The organism is Bacteroides sp. L10-4 (assembly GCF_013373675.1).
GTDB classification, from domain to species: Bacteria; Bacteroidota; Bacteroidia; order Bacteroidales; family Bacteroidaceae; genus Bacteroides; species Bacteroides muris.
In genome coordinates this window covers 1-16,613 of record NZ_JABXJH010000015.1, presented here as the reverse complement: position 1 = coordinate 16,613, position 16,613 = coordinate 1, and the positions used below count along the sequence as shown (strand labels likewise).

14 protein-coding genes and 1 pseudogene are annotated in these 16,613 nt (G+C 46.3%); 11 read left to right on the top strand and 4 right to left on the bottom strand.

The features are described from left to right. Positions 1 to 49 precede the first annotated feature (49 nt). From HU824_RS06875 to HU824_RS06865, 3 genes and pseudogenes are all read left to right on the top strand, one after another. A complete protein-coding gene (locus tag HU824_RS06875) occupies positions 50 to 2,239 on the top strand; it encodes a glutamine synthetase III (protein ID WP_136010489.1) in 2,190 nt (729 codons plus the stop codon). 215 nt (positions 2,240 to 2,454) lie between these two features. Next, complete coding sequence (locus HU824_RS06870) at positions 2,455 to 3,156, top strand: Crp/Fnr family transcriptional regulator (protein ID WP_136010490.1); 702 nt, start codon at positions 2,455 to 2,457, stop codon at positions 3,154 to 3,156. 106 nt (positions 3,157 to 3,262) lie between these two features. After that, positions 3,263 to 3,421, top strand: a pseudogene (locus HU824_RS06865) (glycoside hydrolase family 20 zincin-like fold domain-containing protein); the annotation flags it as partial. A gap of 143 nt (positions 3,422 to 3,564) precedes the next feature. Here HU824_RS06865 and trxB read toward each other — a convergent pair. The 4 genes from trxB to HU824_RS06845 form a co-directional block, all read right to left on the bottom strand. Further along, on the bottom strand, positions 3,565 to 4,512 hold the full coding sequence (trxB, locus tag HU824_RS06860) for a thioredoxin-disulfide reductase (RefSeq protein ID WP_136010498.1): 948 nt from the start codon (positions 4,510 to 4,512) through the stop codon (positions 3,565 to 3,567). A 33-nt stretch (positions 4,513 to 4,545) separates the two neighbouring features. Then, positions 4,546 to 5,178, bottom strand: coding sequence for a LolA-like putative outer membrane lipoprotein chaperone (locus tag HU824_RS06855; RefSeq protein WP_176468444.1), 633 nt, complete (start codon positions 5,176 to 5,178; stop codon positions 4,546 to 4,548). 74 nt (positions 5,179 to 5,252) lie between these two features. Then, entirely contained in the window at positions 5,253 to 7,757 is a 2,505-nt protein-coding gene (locus HU824_RS06850) for a DNA translocase FtsK (protein WP_176468443.1), read from the bottom strand. 679 nt (positions 7,758 to 8,436) lie between these two features. Further along, positions 8,437 to 8,598 (bottom strand): hypothetical protein, encoded by a 162-nt coding sequence (locus tag HU824_RS06845; RefSeq protein ID WP_168354328.1) that lies wholly within the window; start codon positions 8,596 to 8,598, stop codon positions 8,437 to 8,439. A 237-nt stretch (positions 8,599 to 8,835) separates the two neighbouring features. Between HU824_RS06845 and HU824_RS06840 the strand changes: the two genes are divergently transcribed. The 8 genes from HU824_RS06840 to HU824_RS06805 all read left to right on the top strand — a co-directional run bounded on the left by HU824_RS06840 (position 8,836) and on the right by HU824_RS06805 (position 16,369). Continuing rightward, entirely contained in the window at positions 8,836 to 9,390 is a 555-nt protein-coding gene (locus HU824_RS06840) for a DUF5063 domain-containing protein (RefSeq protein WP_136010493.1), read from the top strand. A 3-nt stretch (positions 9,391 to 9,393) separates the two neighbouring features. Continuing rightward, positions 9,394 to 10,008, top strand: a complete 615-nt coding sequence (locus tag HU824_RS06835; RefSeq protein ID WP_136010494.1) for a 3'-5' exonuclease — start codon at positions 9,394 to 9,396, stop codon at positions 10,006 to 10,008. Positions 10,009 to 10,023: 15 nt separating this feature from the next. Continuing rightward, positions 10,024 to 11,205 (top strand): class I SAM-dependent rRNA methyltransferase, encoded by a 1,182-nt coding sequence (locus HU824_RS06830; protein WP_176468481.1) that lies wholly within the window; start codon positions 10,024 to 10,026, stop codon positions 11,203 to 11,205. Positions 11,206 to 11,519: 314 nt separating this feature from the next. Next, on the top strand, positions 11,520 to 12,779 hold the full coding sequence (locus HU824_RS06825) for a nucleoside permease (protein WP_176468442.1): 1,260 nt from the start codon (positions 11,520 to 11,522) through the stop codon (positions 12,777 to 12,779). A gap of 22 nt (positions 12,780 to 12,801) precedes the next feature. After that, the gene (locus tag HU824_RS06820) at positions 12,802 to 13,386 is read left to right on the top strand and encodes a bifunctional nuclease family protein (protein WP_176468441.1); all 585 of its coding nucleotides are present in this window, start codon (positions 12,802 to 12,804) and stop codon (positions 13,384 to 13,386) included. 1 nt (position 13,387) lies between these two features. Further along, positions 13,388 to 14,086 (top strand): 16S rRNA (uracil(1498)-N(3))-methyltransferase, encoded by a 699-nt coding sequence (locus HU824_RS06815; protein ID WP_176468440.1) that lies wholly within the window; start codon positions 13,388 to 13,390, stop codon positions 14,084 to 14,086. Positions 14,087 to 14,107: 21 nt separating this feature from the next. Beyond that, positions 14,108 to 15,661 carry a DUF4836 family protein gene (locus HU824_RS06810; protein WP_176468439.1) on the top strand — a complete coding sequence of 518 codons (1,554 nt, stop codon included), beginning with the start codon at positions 14,108 to 14,110 and terminating at the stop codon, positions 15,659 to 15,661. A 63-nt stretch (positions 15,662 to 15,724) separates the two neighbouring features. After that, positions 15,725 to 16,369, top strand: coding sequence for an ATP-binding cassette domain-containing protein (locus tag HU824_RS06805; RefSeq protein WP_176468438.1), 645 nt, complete (start codon positions 15,725 to 15,727; stop codon positions 16,367 to 16,369). Positions 16,370 to 16,613: the final 244 nt, after the last annotated feature.

The window sequence follows — 16,613 nt, the reverse complement described above, 5'->3', positions numbered from 1 at the left end:
AAAAAACATGTATTTTTGCGCCAAACAACCAATAAAAGGAAAGACTTATATGTCAAAAATGCGATTTTTTGCTCTTCAAGAACTTGCCAATCGGCAACCTCTTGAAGTAACTACCCCTTCAAACAAACTGTCCGACTACTACGGCAGCCATGTCTTCGATCGTAAAAAAATGCAGGAATACCTGCCCCGTGAAGCCTACAAAGCCGTGACCGACGCCATCGAAAAAGGTACCCCCATCAACCGCGAAATGGCAGACCTGATTGCCAACGGCATGAAAAGTTGGGCAAAGTCCCTCAACGTCACCCACTACACGCACTGGTTCCAACCTCTGACAGACGGAACAGCCGAAAAGCATGACGGCTTCATCGAATTCGGCGAAGGAACAGAAGTAATTGAACGTTTTTCCGGCAAACTGCTCATCCAGCAGGAACCGGATGCCTCCTCTTTCCCCAACGGAGGTATCAGAAACACATTCGAGGCACGTGGATATACGGCTTGGGACGTTTCTTCACCCGCTTTTGTGGTAGATACCACGCTCTGTATCCCCACCATCTTCATCTCTTATACCGGCGAAGCACTCGACTATAAGACTCCATTGCTCAAAGCCTTGGCAGCCGTAGACAAGGCAGCGACAGACGTATGCCAACTGTTCGACAAGAATATCACACGTGTCTTCACCAATTTAGGTTGGGAACAAGAGTATTTCCTCGTCGACTCGGCACTGTACAATGCCCGCCCAGACCTTTGCTTAACCGGACGCACCCTGATGGGACACTCTTCGGCTAAAGACCAACAACTGGAGGACCACTATTTTGGCTCCATCCCGCCACGCGTCACAGCCTTCATGAAAGAACTGGAAATAGAATGTCACAAACTGGGTATCCCGGTCAAGACACGTCATAACGAAGTAGCTCCCAACCAATTTGAACTGGCGCCTATCTTTGAGAATGCCAACCTTGCCAACGACCACAACCAGCTTGTGATGGATTTGATGAAACGCATTGCCCGCAAGCATCACTTTGCCGTACTGCTTCACGAGAAACCCTACAACGGCGTGAACGGCTCGGGCAAGCACAACAACTGGTCGCTTTGCACCGATACGGGTATCAACCTATTTGCACCAGGCAAGAATCCGAAAGGTAACATGCTGTTCCTCACCTTTCTGGTAAACGTACTGATGATGGTATACAAAAACCAAAACCTGCTACGTGCCTCCATCATGAGTGCCGGAAACAGCCATCGTCTGGGAGCCAACGAAGCACCGCCCGCCATTCTGTCCATCTTCCTAGGCAAACAGCTTTCTTCCATCCTCGACGAAATAGCCCGCCAGATAAGTAATAGCAAGATGACATCGGAAGAGAAAACGACATTGAAATTGGGCATCGGACGTATTCCTGAAATATTACTGGATACCACCGACCGTAACCGTACCTCCCCATTCGCCTTTACCGGCAACCGCTTTGAATTCCGTGCCGCAGGTTCATCCGCCAACTGTGCCGCTGCCATGATTGCCATCAATGCAGCTATGGCAAACCAGTTGAACGAATTCAAAGTCTCCGTCGATAAGCTGATGGAAGAGGGAGTCGGCAAGGATGAAGCCATCTTCCGCATTATGAAAGAGACCATCATCGCCTCCGAGCCTATCCGCTTTGAAGGTGACGGCTACTCCGAACAATGGAAGCAGGAAGCCGCCCGCCGTGGGCTGACCAATATCTGCCACGTTCCTGAAGCCCTGATGCACTACATGGACAACCAATCACGCTCCGTCCTCATCGGTGAACGTATCTTCAACGAAACGGAGCTTGCCTGCCGTCTGGAAGTGGAATTGGAGAAATACACCATGAAAGTACAGATAGAAAGCCGCGTACTAGGCGATCTTGCCATCAACCACATTGTGCCGACTGCCGTTATCTACCAAAACCGCCTGTTGGAAAATCTCCGTGGTCTGCGCGAGGCCTTCTCTCCCGAAGAATACGAAGTCCTCAGCGCCGACCGGAAAGAACTTGTACGCGAAATATCCAAGCGCGTAACCGCCATCAAGGTGCAAGTACGCGAAATGACCGAAGCCCGCAAAGTAGCCAACCACATGGATAATTACAAAGACAAGGCTTTCGCTTACGAAGAAACCGTACGCCCTTATCTAGAAAGCATCCGTGACCACATCGACCACCTAGAGATGGAAATTGATGATGAAATCTGGCCACTTCCGAAGTATAGGGAGCTGTTGTTCACGAAGTAAAAGGGGATTTACAATTTGACGATTTACGATTGAAGTTACTTCCGTAAACATAAACTTACTTGTTAATGAGCAGTTGTTTAACAATACAAACTTCAATCGTAAATCCCCCAAATTCTCCTTTATCTCCCTCCCTACGACATCTTTTTGTCATATTTGTGCAATATTTAATTTTTTCTTTTTACATTTGTGCTGTATAACACAGTTTTGCAGCAGTTATGGTAAAAGTAAACTTATCTGATATTAATGTTCCGGAGTTGATTGCAGATATATGGTCTCCCCTGAATGACGAACAACGGGAGTTCCTCGCCAACCACTTCACACTCCAGAACTACAAAAAGAACGAAGTCATCCATTGCGAAGGCGAGACCCCTACGTACTTGATGTGTCTGCTGAGTGGAAAGGTAAAAATCTATAAAGACGGAGTCGGCGGAAGAAGCCAGATTATCCGTATGATTAAACCTGTCGAATATTTCGGTTATCGCCCATATTTTGCAAAAACAGACTATGTCACGGCAGCATCCGCATTCGAGCCGTCTCTTGTTTGCCAGATACCTATGACTGCTTTAATGACTCTGCTCACACAAAACAATGATCTTGCCATGTTCTTCATCAAACAATTGTCCGTTGATTTGGGCATTGCCGATGAACGTACCGTGAACCTGACTCAGAAACACATCCGCGGAAGGTTGGCAGAATCCTTGCTGTTCCTCAAAGAAAGTTATGGTCTGGAAGAAGACGGTTCCACCTTGAGTATCTATCTCTCACGTGAAGACTTGGCAAATTTGTCAAACATGACCACTTCCAACGCTATACGTACTTTGTCACAGTTTGCCACAGAACGATTAATCACCATCGACGGACGTAAAATCAAAATCATAGACGAAGAGAAGCTGAAGAAAATCAGCAAAATCGGATAACAATTGATACCCCCACACGTTAATTGTATCTTCATCCTCCCCCTTTATTACCTTAACACGTATCAGAATATTTCCGGCATATCCTTACGCATCGGCAGTCCAGAAAATACCAGTTCTATCCATCACCACCACAAAAGGTATGTCCAAAGAAGAATACAAACTCTCTGCACTGCCAGTGGCATTGATTACTTCACAACCCAACGGTTTCTACTACGGCATCCAGACCATTTGTCAGCTTTTACCACCTGCCATATTTGGTAAAAGATACACCGGATGAAATAATCCCATCGGATATGTACATAGATGAGATAGAAGTGTATTAGAAGATTTAAAATCAGGGATTAAGATTATCTGACCCCTATATAATAGCTACTCAAACCAGCTCTTAATCCCTAACAATCTCTAATCTTAAATCAGTCCTCTTGCTGAAAGATACCTTTCTGCCTCAATTGCCGCCTGACAACCTGTTCCGGCAGCTGTAATGGCCTGACGATAGTGAGAATCGGCCACATCTCCGGCAGCAAAAACTCCCGGCACTTTCGTACGCGGTGTTCCCGGCTCGGTAACTATGTAACCTACTTCGTCCGTATCTATATAAGGCTTGAAAATGTCCGAGTTGGGATTATGACCGATAGCCAGGAAAAAACCGTCGATAGCTACATCATAACGTTTCTCATCCGGCTCCCCCATACGCTGTACCAAGTGTACGCCTTCCACACCGTTCTCTCCAAACAGGCCTACCGCGTTATGTTCAAACAGTACTTCAATCTTGTCATGCTTCATCACACGCTCCTGCATAATCTTGGACGCGCGCAGATAAGGTTTGCGGACTATCAGATAAACCTTGGCAGCCAATCCAGCAAGGTAAACAGCTTCCTCGCAGGCAGTATCTCCACCACCTACAACAGCTACCGTTTTCTTGCGGTAGAAGAAACCGTCACAAGTGGCGCAAGCGCTGACACCCATTCCTGCATATTTCTTTTCGTCCTCCAACCCTAGATACTTAGCGGTGGCACCCGTAGCGATAATCAGTGTTTCGGTTTCAATTACTTTTTCATCATCAATCGTAATCTTGTAAGGTGCTTCAGTAAGGTCAGCGGCAGTAGCCACTCCATAGCGCAAATCTGCACCGAAACGTTCCGCCTGCTTCCGCAAGTCTTCCATCAGTTCAGGACCACCGATACCCTGGGGATAACCGGGAAAGTTCTCCACATCAGTGGTGGTTGTTAACTGGCCACCAGGCTGCAATCCTGCATAAAGCACTGGTGAAAGATTGGCACGACCTGCATAGATAGCGGCAGTATATCCGGCAGGCCCTGAACCGATAATCAGACATTTTACTTTTTCTGTTTCCATCATTATTTTATTTACTATTTGACTATTTACTATTTATCGCAGGTCAATTACCTCAGCAGCAGGGTATGCCTTTTTATCAAACACGAAAAGGGTATCCGGATAATCCTCCCCGGTCTGATAGGAATCGACAATAATAACCACTGTATCCCCCCCCCGTTGCACCATACTGACACGCTCGGGACGATACGTATCTTTCGTCACATACAGAATGATGCATTGCAAGTCCTGCTTCCGTCCCGTGGCTGTCAAGACAACTTTATAGAGCGAGCTGAACCGAGGATTGTCCACCTTCCCCAACTTCAAGTTGTAGCCTTGTTTATAAAGCGACAACAATGCATAAGGATTAACACTCTGCAACTCTTCAGCCGTAGGCTCAGAAACATTCACTTCATCGCTGGAACTAAGATAGCTCCATTGCGTATGTCCGTCAAACCACGTTGTCACTCCATCCGTTTCCAATAAAAATTTATCTCCTTTCAGACGAATAACACCGGTCGAAGAACCTTCGGGCGCTTGGGCTGTAAAAGTAATTTTGATTCCTCCTGCATTCTTGAACGCCTCAGCAGTACAGTCCAGTATATCTTTTGCATCCGGTTGCTGTGTCCAGGCAGGCAAGGCAAACGCAAGCATATATATACCCAACAGTAGTTTATAGATTTTCCACATATTCATATTTTAGATTATTCATTTTAGAATATAAAGGGAATCAGCTTTTAGTCCCCTTTTCAAAAAACGTCCTCCTATTGCAGATTGTTCAGTCGCATTTCCAAGTCGTTCTCATCTATACAGAACACCTCGCGTGGCTTGCTGCCTTGCGCCGGTCCCACAATTCCCGCTTTCTCCAACTGGTCCATGATACGTCCGGCACGGTTGTAACCGATAGCAAACTTACGCTGGATGAGCGATGTGGAGCCTTGCTGATGAATAATAATCAGACGAGCTGCGTCCTCGAACAAAGGATCAAGACGTCCCATATCCACATCCCCCAAATCACCTCCTGCATTTTCATCCACATATTCGGGCAGATAGAAAGCAGTGGGGTACCCCTGTTGACGGGCGATGAACTTCGTAATCTCCGCCACTTCGGGGGTATCGATAAAAGCACACTGCACACGCACCGGGTCAGCTCCTTGCAGGAATAACATATCACCGCGTCCTATCAGCTGGTTGGCTCCCGGACGGTCAAGGATGGTACGCGAATCGACCATTGCCGATACACGGAAAGCGACACGTGCCGGAAAGTTGGCTTTAATCGTACCCGTAATGATGTTCGTCGTCGGTCGCTGTGTAGCGATAATCATGTGTATACCTACGGCACGCGCCAACTGAGCAATACGGGCGATGGGCAGTTCCACATCTTTGCCGGCTGTCATAATCAAGTCACCGAACTCATCGATAACGACTACGATGTAAGGCATGAACTTATGTCCCTTTTCCGGATTCAGATGACGGCTAATGAACTTCTCGTTGTACTCCTTGACATTGCGCACATGAGCAGCTTTCAGCAAATCATAGCGGGTATCCATCTCCACACAAATGGAGTTCAAGGTCTGCACTACCTTCGTGACGTCCGTTATGATAGCGTCTCCCCCATCGGGCAATTTGGCAAGAAAATGATGTTCAATCACGGAGTATATACTGAATTCCACCTTCTTGGGGTCTACCAGCACAAACTTCAGCTCTGCCGGATGTTTTTTATATAATAAAGAGGTGATGATTGCATTCAATCCCACCGACTTACCCTGCCCGGTGGCACCGGCAACAAGCATGTGCGGCATCTTGCACAAATCCACCATAAACACTTCGTTGGTAATGGTCTTACCTAGTGCGACAGGCAAGTCGTAAGTAGACTCCTGGAACTTCTTGCTACCGATAATGCTCTGACCAGATACAATCTTCGGATTGGAATTGGGCACTTCGATACCAATCGTACCTTTTCCCGGAATGGGAGCAATGATACGGATGCCGAGTGCCGAAAGGCTGAGGGCAATATCATCTTCCAGACCGCGTATCTTCGAAATGCGGACACCCTGCTCGGGAGTGATTTCATACAGTGTCACCGTAGGACCTACTGTAGCCTTGATGGTGCTGATTTCTATACCAAAACTGCGCAACGTATTGATGATCTTATCCTTATTCGCATTTTGCTCTGCCATGTCAATGGTCGGGCCATTGTCATCGTAATGCTTCATCAAGTCTATTGTGGGGTAATGGTAGTTTTCCAAATCCAGACGGGGATTGTATGGTTCCTTCTCCGCACCTACATACTCCTCCTCTTCGGCCTTTTCAACCTGGAATGCCGGCTCCTTCTCTACCGGCTGTTCTCGAAGAGGTGGCATCGGCTCCGATACAGGAGTTTCAAAAGTCATAGTGACATCTTCATCGGCAAATTTGGTTGACTTCGTTCTTTCACCATTCCCGCCCAAGTCAAGGGTAATTTCATGCAACGGTTCAATCTCTTCTTTCTCCGTGGCAGCATCCTCCTCCTTCTCAAATTCTTTTTCCGCCTCTACAACTTCCGAAGCCGGAGCACTCGTGTGTTCCTTTGCACCCCAAGAGGTCTTGAACTCTTCCGGCGTTTCACCCGGCGCGCTTTCAGCCTTTTCTTTCCGCTTCAAGAAGCTGAGGCTGAACAATCTGCGCAACCAGATTATAGTACGCGTACTCAAATAAATCAAGAAGCAGATGGCAGTCACTAACAGTAGCAGCCAGACTCCCGGTGCACCGACTTGAGACACAAGCCAATTGCTGACATTATATCCGTGCATACCGCCCAGATAGAGGAAAGAGTCCTTGTACAGGCCTACAAACACAAAACCGAAAAATACCGAGAACCACACCAGCATCAACGAACAGCCGACGAACCACTTCCACAAGCGCACCACACGCACCCGCATCAACTTCAGCCCCGCCACAGCCAAGAAGACAAGAATCAAGAAAGACGATACACCAAAACAATCATTTATCAGATAGCTGGCCAACTGTGCACCGCGGCTACCGGCGTAGTTCTTCACCCCATTGTTTGTGGAAATCAGCTCCTGTGCACTGCCTCCGTCAATGATGCTCTGGTCTGCCGCCCCCGTGAAAAAGAACGACGTGAAAGCAAGCAACAAATAAACCGAAAAAATTACAAGTACCAAACCTATAACAAAATGAACGGTTTCACTTTTTAATAACGTTGACACTTTCTCGAAAAATGAGAGTGACAGTTCCGTATCTTTAGTTGTTGAATTTTTCTTTGCCATATTTTTTAGATAACTATTGAGAATCGATTGCAAAAATAATAAAAACTATCCTTCTGCCGCGTTGTTTTCATGCTTTAATTTCTCTCATGCCGATTATAGGCATTCCTAATCTGCAACTGTAGTTTTATCGCATGTTTTACTTACATACTTGCATAAAATGACATAGCACACTAATTTACAGCAGATTGCACCACGCAAACAGGCCTCATGCAAGCATGCAGGCAGATTTTGCTTACATGACGCAATCCGTGCATGCCCTATACACATCAATCTACTCTTTTCCCTTCAAAAAGTAAACCGGCTGTTTATGCAACCCTTTGTTCACCAACACATTCTACTCACAAAGACGACAAATCTGCCGCATCACAGTCGTGCGGGTCATGCCGCAAATCAATTCTGCATAGCACACGTCAGTTGGATAACTTTTGCCTTCGACTAAACATGTAATCGTATACTTCGACATTGTCACAGCCACTACAAGTTCATCATATAGATAAGAGACAAATCACAAGATATAGAAATTCTCATCTAGATGGTAAATATGTTGAAATTCCCGACCTTACTGCTATAGCCTGCCGACCTTGGCCCCGGCAACCATCATATAAAGATACGCATTGACAATTCACCCAGCTTTGTACCAGCCGAAATCCAAAGCTCACACGCCTAAACTGACGGCACACTAATCAACAGGAACAACAATCCAGGCAACTTCTATATCGAAGCACCCCCACACGCCTATCTCAAACAGGTACAAGTCTACCCTACCCGACCAGACAACCATTGCCTGAATGACTTCTTGCAGAACGAAGCCTATATGCCCCTTGACTACATGAACAATCATCCCTCATTCACCATATCAAGACTGGGCAACGAGTTGGGTGACGACGTTGACCTGATGCGTAATTGGCTGTATGAATTCAGTTTGCCTATGTCGATACCCCAAAGGGAGGTACCTTGAATAACAGTTACCGGAAGACAAGAGGAACAGAATATCATGTAGTGAAAAAAGAATAATCCTGCCAATTAATTTGCTTCTACTTTCGGTTTGCGCTATCTTTGCGTTTCAAATCAAGAAGATATGAAAAAAGAAAGCCAAGTGATATTCGATCGGAATGTTGTAGAGTTTGTGACCGTAGCCGCCGAGTTTTGCAAGTTTCTGGAACAAGCGGAAGGGGTGAAACGCTCTACATTCGTCGATACATCCTTAAAAATACTTCCGCTGCTCTACCTGAAGGCCTCCATGCTGCCCGAGTGCGAAACCATAGGAGATGAGGCACCGGAAACATTCGTCACTGAAGAGACCTATGAGGTACTCCGCATGAACCTCGCCAATATTCTGGCCGAGAAAGATGACTATCTGGACGTGTTCGTATCTGACATGAAGTATAGTGACCAGCCCATCACCAGGAATATTTCCGAAGATTTGGCCGATATATATCAGGACATCAAAGACTTCATCTTCGTATTCCAACTGGGTTTCAACGAGACGATGAACGATTCGCTTGCCATCTGCCAGGAAAACTTCCGCCTCCATTGGGGACAAAAACTTGTCAACACCCTGCGTGCCCTGCACGAGGTGAAGTATGCGCAAGATGAGGATGAAGAGGAAGAAACCGCCGACTTTGAATATTAAATTATGGTTATCAAAAGAACAATAGATAAAGAAACAGTGAAAGATTTGCCCAAAGCCGCCTTTCCGGGACAAATACATGTCGTACAAACACCCTGGGAAGCGGAAAAAGCGGTCTCTTATCTGAAGTCCTGCCCGCTACTGGGCATAGACAGTGAGACCCGCCCGTCGTTCACAAAAGGTCATGTCCACAAGGTAGCCCTGCTACAAATTTCTTCAGAAGAACATTGCTTTCTGTTTCGCCTCAATCTCACGGGACTGACATTACCGGTCATCACATTGCTGGAAAACCCAAATGTAACGAAAGTAGGCCTTTCCTTGCGGGATGACTTCATGATGCTGCACAAGCGGGCGCCTTTCGAACAGCGTGCCTGCATTGAATTACAAGAATATGTCCGCACTTTTGGTATCCAGGATAAAAGCCTGCAAAAGATATATGCCATCCTTTTCGGGGAAAAGATTTCGAAAAGCCAGCGCCTTTCCAATTGGGAAGCCGAAAACCTGACCGAACCGCAGAAACTGTATGCAGCCACCGATGCTTGGGCATGTCTCAACATCTACAACAAACTGCAAGAACTGAAACAGACAGGAGATTTTGAAATAGAAAATAATAATGTATAATTGATGAATGTACCAATGTACAAAGTATACCTTAAACCCAAGAAAGAAGAGTCATTGAAGCGTTTTCATCCGTGGGTGTTTTCCGGTGCCATCGCACATTTCGACGGAGAACCCGAAGAAGGTGAAGTAGTTGAAATCTATACGTCCAAAAAGGAATTCATAGCCAAAGGGCATTTTCAGATTGGCAGTATCGCCGTACGCATACTGACCTTCCGTCAAGAAGAAGAAATCAATGCGGACTTCTGGAAACGTAAACTCAGCATAGCATACGACATGCGCCGCAGTATCGGCATAGCCGGAAACCCGACAAACAACACCTATCGCCTGGTGCACGGGGAGGGAGACAACCTGCCGGGGCTGGTTATCGACATTTATGCCCGTACTGCAGTGATGCAGGCACATTCTGCCGGCATGCACCTCGACCGCATGGCCATTGCCGATGCCCTTACCGAAGTGATGGGCAACCAGATAGACAATATCTATTACAAATCGGAAACGACCCTTCCCTTCAAAGCCGACCTCTATCCGGAGAACGGTTTCTTGAAAGGCGGCAGCACAGACAATGTAGCCATGGAGTACGGTCTGAAGTTCCACATCGACTGGTTGAAAGGCCAAAAGACCGGTTTCTTCGTAGACCAACGCGAGAACCGTTCGCTACTGGAACGTTATGCCAAAGACCGCAGCGTACTGAATATGTTCTGCTATACCGGCGGCTTCTCCGTATATGCCATGCGCGGAGACGCCAAACTGGTGCATTCCGTGGACAGTTCCGCCAAAGCCATCGACCTGACCAACAAGAATATAGAGCTGAATTTCCCGGGTGACACCCGCCATGCCGCATACGCAGAAGATGCCTTCAAGTACCTTGACCGCATGGGCGACCAATACGACCTGATAGTTCTTGACCCTCCTGCTTTTGCCAAGCACCGCGATGCTCTGCGCAATGCCCTGCAAGGCTACCGCAAACTGAACGTCAAGGCTTTCGAGAAAATCAAGCCCGGCGGCATCCTCTTCACATTCTCGTGCTCACAAGCCGTCAGCAAAGAAAACTTCCGTACGGCTGTGTTTACAGCCGCTGCCATGTCCGGCCGCAGCGTACGCATCCTGCACCAACTGACGCAACCTGCCGACCATCCGGTCAGTATCTATCATCCGGAAGGGGAATACCTGAAAGGACTGGTTCTATATGTAGAATAGAGGAAAAAGCAGGCTAACAGAGCCTACTTTTCTTAAATAGAGTTAATAAAAAGCAGAAATACACCAAAATAGCATGTTATATAACATAAACCGTGTATATTTGCACTGTGTTTTTCATGGTATTAGATTTAAGGTTAATAAAGATTGGGTGTCTGGGATAGATACCCTTCTTTTTTTATAATACATTCCTTACCAAAATCCATCCCTCATTAATCTCTTTCATTGAAGAAAAAGCTGTACAGAACTTGTTTTTCTCCTTGTCTCATTGTACATTTGCATCTATTACATAATTTAAAATATAAAAAGCTAATATTATGAGCATCAAATTCCGACTCACTGCCATGCAATTCCTGCAATTCTTTGTCTGGGGAGCATGGCTGATTTCATTAGGTGGTTACATGGGCGGTACGTTACATTTTGAAGGCGGACAAATCGGAGCAATCTTTGCAACCATGGGCATCGCCTCACTAATAATGCCCGGCCTGACCGGTATCGTTGCTGACAAATGGATAAACGCCGAACGCCTTTATGGTATACTACACCTGGTTGGCGCCGGTGCCCTGATTTATGCTTCAACTGCCACTACGTACAACCACATGTACTGGGCCATGCTACTCAACATGCTTGTTTATATGCCCACGTTATCCTTGGCCAACACTGTATCCTACAATGCACTGGAAAGATATAAAATGGACTTGGTGAAAGACTTCCCTCCCATCCGTGTATGGGGAACAGTAGGTTTTATCTGTGCCATGTGGGCTGTGGACCTCACCGGATTCAAGGCGAGTGCGGCACAACTCTATGTGGCAGCCATATCGGCAGCTGCGCTGGGGCTTTACGCCTTCACCCTTCCTGCCTGCCCCCCCATGCGCTGCGAAGGAAAAACAATGCTCTCCGCTTTCGGGCTGGATGCACTGGTGCTGTTCAAGCGCAAGAAGATGGCTATTTTCTTCTTGTTCTCCATGCTGCTGGGAGCCGCTCTTCAAATAACAAACACATACGGTGACCTTTTCCTGGGTTCGTTTGCTTCCATACCCGAATATGCGGATTCATTCGGTGTAAAACACTCCGTCATCCTACTTTCCATCTCGCAAATGAGTGAGACGCTGTTTATCCTTGCCATCCCATTCTTCCTGAAACATTTCGGAATCAAACGCGTTATGTTAATAAGCATGTTTGCATGGGTATTCCGTTTCGGACTTTTTGCCCTCGGAGACCCGGGAAGCGGACTATGGATGCTCGTTCTTTCGATGATTGTCTATGGTATGGCATTTGACTTTTTCAATGTATCGGGCTCACTGTTTACAGAAATGGAGGCACATCCCAGTATCCGCGCTAGCGCACAAGGTTTGTTCTTTATGATGACAAACGGTGTGGGAGCCATCATCGGAGGCTATGCCAGCGGAGCCGTGGTGGATGCCTTCTCGGTATATGCCGAAGGCGGAGGACTGGTAAGCCGCGACTGGACACCGGTATGGTTTATCTTTGCAGGATATGCCTTAGTCATAGGTTTGTTGTTTGGAATAGTATTCCGCTATAAACATAATCCAGAAAAAGCAGAGAAAGCAGATTGAGAATCTGGTTGACTTAACAAGTATGAAGAAGAAGAAAATAGAGCTACAAGTGCTGAATATTTCCAACAGCCAAGCGCAAGCGGGTACATACGCACTGGTATTGGGCGAGGTGGACGGTAAACGCCAACTACCGATTATCATAGGTGCTACCGAAGCGCAAGCTATGATTATTGAGATGAAAGGTATCGTACCACCCCGTCCGTTGACCCATAACCTATTCGCCTCCGTTCTTGAAGTGCTGGGCGTAAAACTGATGCGCATTCTTATCTATAAAGTAGACAACGGAATATTCTACTCTTACCTTTATATGAAAACCGAAGAAACCATTCTCCGGATTGATGCGCGTACCAGCGACGCCGTTGCCTTGGCATTACGCATGAATGCTCCTATCTTTATCTACGAAGATATCCTTGAAGCAGAATGTCTGAAAATCGTCGAAGGTTCCACCGACCCGACAAAAGACAGCGAACCGGACAAAGATGAACTGTTGCAGGAAAACTCGATAGACATACTGAAAACAGCCCTGCAAAAAGCAGTCGATGAAGAAGACTATGAACGTGCCGCACGGCTAAGAGACCAGATTAATCAACTCAAAAACAATTTGTAATATGCACGTATTCTATACTCCCGACATACAGGTCTACGCAGAGCTGCCCGAAGAGGAAGCCGCACACGCCATACGCGTCTTGCGCTTGCAGGCTGGAGACGAAATCATGCTGACAGATGGAAAAGGCTGCTTTTATCGTGCCGAAATCAGTACGGCTACCAACAAGCGCTGTCTGGTGAATATTCTGGAAACCCTTCCGCAAGCCCCCTTATGGAAAGGTCATCTGCACATTGCCATGGCGCCCACCAAGAACATGGACCGTACAGAGTGGTTTGCCGAGAAAGCCACGGAAATAGGTTTTGACGAACTGACATTCCTGAACTGCCGTTTCTCGGAACGAAAAGTCATCAAGACGGAGCGCATCTCCAAAATATTGGTTTCTGCTATCAAACAGTCGCTCAAAGCCCGTCTGCCTCAACTGAATGAGATGACAGACTTCAACAAATTCATCACACAGCCCTTTTCGGGTCAGAAATTCATCGCACACTGTTATGAAGGTGAGAAACAACTTTTGAAAGACATCGTACATTCTGGGGAAGATGCGCTGGTACTAATCGGTCCCGAAGGAGACTTCAGTGAAGAGGAAGTCCGGAAGGCAGAAGAAAACGGATTTATCTCCATCAGCTTGGGAAAATCAAGGCTACGAACGGAGACAGCGGCACTTGTTACCTGCCATATTCTTAATTTACAAAATCAATGATACTCACCAAAACAAAACTATATGAAGAAAAATCTATTCTTACACTTCTCGCTACTGACGGTACTCATTGTATCGATAAGCGCCTGTTCATCTAAAAAGCCGGAATATACCTATGTGATTCCTTTCGATGCCTCACAAGTCATCGCAATCAATTTAAAATCATTGGCAGACAAGGCTGGAGCAAAAGACAAAGAGAACAAAGAAGCTCTGCAAAAACTGACAGATGCCTTGAAAAGCGATATGAATACGGTGACTTACCAACAATTGGAAGCTATATTGAAAGACCCGACTCAATCGGGAGTGGATGTCAATGCACCAATCTATATCTTCAACGCTCCCTCATTCCCCTATACCACAATGGTGGCCAAGGTTCAGAATGAAGATGATCTGCTGAAACTTCTGGAGGTGACGGAGAAAGAACAGATAAGCAGTCCGATTGAAGAAGCAGACGGTTACAATTTTGCCCGGCTCAACAAACGTGCACTGCTTGCCTTCACTCCTACCACGGTTATGGTAGTGAACTATACCGGCACATCGCAACTGGAAAAAGTAAAAGAGGAAATTCCCGCCTTGCTGAAACAAACCAAAGAAAACAGCATAAACAGCAACCCCGGTTTCAAGAAAATGCAAAAGCAGAATGGAGACATCAATATGCTCATCTCTCCTTCCAGCCTGCTGAGTGCATACGCCAATCCGTTGAACTACGGAATATCCCACAACGTCGACCTGAAAGATATGAAGATGCTGGGAAATCTCTCTTTCGAAAAAGGAAAGATTGAACTGAAAGTAGAGAGTTATACCGAGAATGCAGAACTGAAAGCACTTTTCGAAAAGCAAATCAAAAGCACCTGTCCCATCGAAAACACGTTCTTGAAATATTTCCCCAAATCTACTCTAGCACTGTTCAGTATAGGTATCAATGGAGAAGAGTTCTACAATGTGCTGCAAGAGAACGAACAGTTCCGCAACGATTTCTCCATTACCAAAGCTGCCGAAGTGAAGAACTTGTTCAGTGCCTTCCATAACGACCTGACCGTAGGTCTAATCAATGTAACCATGAACAGTAATCCTTCTTTTCTGGCCTACGCCAGCGTAAAGAACGATGCTCCCTTGAAAACCCTTTATGAAAAAAAGTCCGAACTGGGACTGAAGCGTGGCGAAGACATCATGAAGCTGAATGAGAATGAATATGTCTATAAATCACGCGCTATCAACATATTTTTCGGCATACGCAACAAGCAGATGTACGCTACCAATGACGAACTGCTGTACAAGAATGTATGCAAGACCGTTGACCCGTCTGCCAAAGAAACGGAGTTTGCTTCCGGCCTGAAAGGCAAGCGCACAGCCTTTGTCATCAATGCTGAAGCCGTACTCGACCTGCCCGTTGTAAAAATGCTTGTTGGATTCGGCGGACAAGAGTATAGCACCTATTACTCACTGCTCGGCAATATCTCGCACCTGGAAGCCGTTGGCAACGAGGACAAGGCGACCGTCACCCTGCAACTGAAAAACAAGAATGCCAACGCACTGAAACAGATTGTGGACTTCATCAAACAGTTTACGGGCATGTAATTAAGGATTAAAAGATTGCAGTTTACTAATCCTTAATCCCTAACATTCAACATTAGATTATAAATGAATAGTATTCACCTGCGGCAAACACTACCCAAAGTGTTTGCCGACCGTGATGCCGTCAGCTCAGACGTATGGCATCGGGACATTATCTTCCACAAGGAAAAACGTTATCTTATAGAAGCCGCTTCGGGTACCGGAAAATCATCGCTTTGCAGTTATATCTACGGCTACCGCAACGATTACCAAGGAATCATCAACTTTGATGAACGTAACATCCGTTCACTCTCTGCCAATGATTGGACAGATATTCGAAAGCACTCGCTCAGCATTCTTTTTCAGGAGTTGCGCATCTTCCCCGAACTGACCGCTATCGAGAACATACAACTGAAGAACCGGCTTACCAATTTCAAAAAGAGGAAAGAAGTCCTCGCTCTTTTTGAGGCAATCGGCATTGCAGACAAGCTAAACGAAAAAGCCGGAAAGCTGTCTTTCGGCCAGCAACAAAGAGTAGCCTTTATCCGCAGCCTCTGCCAGCCTTTCGACTTCATCTTTCTGGACGAACCCATCAGCCATCTGGATGACGAGAATGGAACAATCATGAGCAGGCTACTGACAGAAGAAGCCAACCGCCAAGGAGCAGGAATCATAGTGACTTCCATCGGCAAACATCTGGAATTGGATTATGATGAAATTTATCAATTATAAACATGTTAATGTGCTAATATGCCAATGTGCCAATGACCTGCGGCGTGACAGCACAATGTAAATACAGCGCAGCCCATTGGCATATTAGTACATTAACCACATTAGCACATTAAAATAATAAGTAATTCAGAAAAATAAATGAACATATCAGGCTCTTTTGGAGAAGTTGATAAAGTGGGATTTGCCCAGCCCCGCCAGGCCTCGATTGACAGCGTAGAACAGATTGTCAGTCGAGACATAATCC